The organism is Pseudomonas agronomica (genome assembly GCF_025917275.1).
GTDB lineage: Bacteria > Pseudomonadota > Gammaproteobacteria > Pseudomonadales > Pseudomonadaceae > Aquipseudomonas > Aquipseudomonas agronomica.
Map to the genome: position 1 here is coordinate 1 of NZ_JAOSHO010000515.1, position 3423 is coordinate 3423.

The window sequence follows — 3423 nt, forward strand, 5'->3', positions numbered from 1 at the left end:
ACCCATGTGGGTGAGTCATACCGGCGGAACCCTAAGCAGCCGTTACCGCAAAAATGGATATGTACCCGATCAACAAAATCCTGGCCCGCCGTCAGGCCGCCATCGCGAGCAGGCTCGCTCCCACATTGGAATTCGTATGCCTCAGGTGTTGTAGGGTTGGATCAACCCCGCAGCCATCACCAACTCTTCCATCGCCAGCAAATCCGGCACTTTCGCCACATGTTCGCCGACCTGCACCGCCGCCTGCTCCAGCCCGCACAGCGGCACGTCGACGTAGCTCAACTGGCTGTCGAGCTTGCAGGAACGTGGAATACCTTGGACCAGCAAGGCGATGAAGCGCAGTTCCGGGCGCCCGCCCAGGGCGTTGAGCACGACGATGCGGGCGCGCTCGCCGATGACGGTTTTCTGGCCGCACGCCGACTCGAAGCTCAGCAAGGGGATTTGTCGCTCGCGCCAGCCCACCCAGCCCAGGAACCACGGTGGCGTGTCCATATCGAAGGCGCTGCGCTGGTAGTCGATCAGCTCGGCCACCGCCACGTTGGGCAAGATCAGATGACGATCGGCCAATGGCAGCAACAGCCCGGTGAGGTGGCTGGTACGAGGGTGAAAGTCATGCATGGGTCTTGCTCCAGTAGGCGATGCTGTCGAGCAGCACCGATTCCTGGTACGGCTTGCCCAGGTAGTCATTGACGCCGATGGCCATGGCGCGGTCGCGGTGTTTCTGGCCGGTGCGGGAGGTGATCATGATGATCGGCAGATGCGCCAGGCGCGGGTCGTTGCGCACTTGCGTGGCGACTTCGAAGCCGTCCATGCGCGGCATCTCGATGTCGAGCAGCATCAGGTCCGGCGAGTGCTCGGCCAACAGGGCCATGGCGTCCACGCCATCCTTGGCGGTGAGGACGTGCATGCCATGGCGCTCCAGCAGCCGGCTGGTGACCTTGCGCACCGTCACGGAGTCGTCCACCACCAGCACCAGCAGCGGCCGTTGCGGTTCGCCCTCGCCTTCAGTCGGCACTTCGCGACGCGGTACCTGGTGGGGCAAGGCGCGGATCGGTGCCAGCAGGTCGAGAATCAGCACCACTCGCCCATCCCCCAGGATCGTCGCCCCGGACAGGCCGCGCACCGCTGAAAACTGCGGGCCAAGGCTCTTGACCACGATCTCCCGGGTACCGGTGGTGGCGTCGACCTGAACCGCGACATGCCGCTCATTGCATTGCACCAGCAGCACCGGCAAGGGTTGGCTCTGGCCCAGCAGTTTCGGGCGGGCACCGGTTTTCAGCAGCTCACCCAGGTAACACAGCTCGTAGCGCTGCCCGGCGTAGGTGTAGGTCGGCGGATCGAGCTGGTAATAGCCGTCCAGTTCTGCGGGCAACACCCGGACGATGCTCTCGATGGTGTTCAACGGAATGGCATATTGGTCTTCGTGGCACTGCACCATCAGCGCCCGATTGACCGCTACGGTGAACGGCAGGCGGATGCGAAAATGCACACCCTGCCCAGGCGTGGAGTCGATGGACATGCTCCCGCCCAGTTGCCGCACTTCCTCGTGGACCACGTCCATGCCCACGCCACGCCCGGAAATCTGGGTGATCTTTTGCGCCGTGGAAAAGCCTGGCTGGAGGATGAACTGCAACACGTCACGGTCACTGATGTCACTGTCGGGCGCCAGCAGGCCGCGCTTGATCGCCTTGCGCCGCACCGCGTCCAACGGCACTCCGGCGCCATCGTCCCGGATGTCGAAAATGATGTCGCCGCCCTCTCGCGATAAATCGAGGCTGATGCGCCCACGGGCCGGCTTGCCGGCGGCGATGCGCACGTCAGCCGGCTCCAGGCCATGGTCGACGGCGTTGCGCAGCATGTGTTCCAGAGGCGCGGCCATACGTTCGAGCACGTTGCGGTCCATCTCGCCCTCGGCATTGTCGACCACGAATTCGACGTCCTTGCCCAACTCCTGCGCCACTTGCCGGACGATGCGCTTGAGGCGCGGCAACATGCGCTCGAACGGCACCATGCGCGTACGCACCAGGCCTTCCTGCAGCTCGGTGTTGATGCGCCCTTGCTGTTGCAGCAGGTTTTCCGCGTCGTGGTTGCTGCGGTCGAGGGTTTCCTTGAGGTCGAGCAAGTCCGAGGCCGACTCGAACAATGCCCGGGACAATTGCTGCAGTTGCGAATGGCGGTCCATTTCCAGCGGATCAAACTCTTCGTAGCCCAGGCGCTCGGCATCCACTTGTTGACGACTGAGAATCCGTCCCTGGGTTTCGGTATCGAGGCGCCGCAATTGGTCGCGCATGCGCTCGATGGTGGTTTCCATCTCACCCAGCGCCACGCGCGCGTCATTGACCTGTTGTTCGATGCGACCTCGGAAAATCGAGGTTTCCCCGGCCAGGTTCACCAGGTCGTCGAGCAATTCGGCGGACACCTTGACCATGTCCGCGCCGTCGCTCGGCGTAGCGGGTTCGGGTCGCGCAGGCGGCGTTGGCGATGGGGCGATTGAAGGCGCGGCAGCGTCTTCTGACGCCTCGCTCACCTGCGGATGGTTGACCGCCTGGATCCGCGCAATCAGCCGGTCACCGGGCGGGCACGGCTGGCCGGCGCGAACGGCGTCGAGCATTTGTGCCAGGCGGTCATGGCCGCCCTGTACCAGCGTAAACAGCGCCGGGCTCGGTTGCAGCAGTCCTGTCGACAAGCCTTCATAGAGGTTTTCCAGCTCATGGGCCAGGTCGCCGATGGGCGCGATTTCGACCATTCGCGCGCCGCCCTTGAGGGTGTGCAAGTCGCGCAACAGGGTTTCCACGGCCTGGCGGTTCGCCGGATCCTCCTGCCAGCGCAGCAACGCCGCGCCGGAACTGTCGAGGATATCGAAGCCCTCTTCGAGGAATATTTCCAGGAGCTCGGGGTCATGGCCGGCCCCGTCACCTTGAGGGGACTTCGGCATCTCGATGGTATTGGGCTTGTCCTGGCGGAACCGGTGCAGGGCATCGATCAGCGCGACGGGATCGCCCAGCGGTTGTCCTTGCTGCAACTGCCCCAGCAGCAGATCGAGGCGCTCGTGGCTGTTGTTGAGTAGCTGCGCCAGTTCCTCGCTGTAGCTGTAGCGGCGATCCACCAGCCCTTCATAAAGGCTTTCCAGTTCCTGGGCCAGATCGCTCACCGGCCGGATATCGGCCATGCGCGCTCCGCCCTTGAGGGTATGCAAATCCCGCTGCAGCGATGACAGCGGCGCGCCGTTGTCCGGGTCCGCCAGCCAGCGCTGCAAGGCCTGGGCAGCGCTTTCAAGAATGTCCTGTGCTTCTTCGAGGAAGATCGAAGCGATGTCATCGTCCACCGAGGCATCGATGCTCGCGCCGTGTTCCATTTCAGCCGTCGCCTGGCCCAGCTCGCGAATACTCAGGGTGCGACTGCCGTCGCTGCGAATCAGTCCCG

At 63.9% G+C, this 3423-nt stretch carries 2 protein-coding genes; both read right to left on the reverse strand.

The window, feature by feature from the left end:
* Positions 1–141: 141 nt before the first annotated feature.
* Positions 142–618 (reverse strand): chemotaxis protein CheW, encoded by a 477-nt coding sequence (locus tag OC610_RS23680; protein WP_264431285.1) that lies wholly within the window; start codon positions 616–618, stop codon positions 142–144.
* A partial coding sequence (locus OC610_RS23685; protein WP_264431288.1) for a response regulator occupies positions 611–3423 on the reverse strand: 2813 nt, incomplete at its 5' end. The genes OC610_RS23680 and OC610_RS23685, both read right to left, overlap by 8 nt.

Coding starts and splice junctions, on each gene's coding strand:
- OC610_RS23680 (WP_264431285.1), bottom strand. CDS start 618: ATGCATGACTTTCACCCTCGTACCAGCCACCTCACCGGGCTGTTGCTG.